The sequence below is a fragment of the Domibacillus sp. 8LH genome (assembly GCF_038806185.1).
GTDB classification, from domain to species: Bacteria; Bacillota; Bacilli; order Bacillales; family Domibacillaceae; genus Domibacillus; species Domibacillus indicus_A.
This window is the reverse complement of the sequence record NZ_JAVJNG010000257.1, coordinates 1-250: the sequence shown is the minus strand read 5'-3', so window position 1 is coordinate 250 and position 250 is coordinate 1. Positions and strand designations below refer to the sequence as shown.

The 250-nt window shown below is 36.4% G+C and carries 1 protein-coding gene; it reads right to left on the bottom strand.

Annotation, left to right across the window (positions count from 1 at the left end):
* A partial coding sequence (locus RG959_RS24635; protein WP_342799351.1) for a CotY/CotZ family spore coat protein occupies positions 1-132 on the bottom strand: 132 nt, incomplete at its 3' end.
* Between the last annotated feature and the right edge of the window lie 118 nt (positions 133-250).

Here is a 250-nt window from a genome sequence, read left to right as displayed (position 1 = left end):
CAGTAAGTCCGTGATTGACTGTTCGCAACTCGTGTCACAACAATTTTCAATGACGTCATTCTGTGCCTCAACTATTTCACTAAGAATATCGCAAACACAGTTTCCTGTTTCAAAATCTTTTCCACAACCCATGAATTATTACTCCCTTCAAAAATGAAATTGACTCATTTGTCTTTACTAGAGTATGTGTTTTCGCATAGATGGTGTGGGCATCCATCCTAAATAATCTAGATATTTATCCGTATAAACG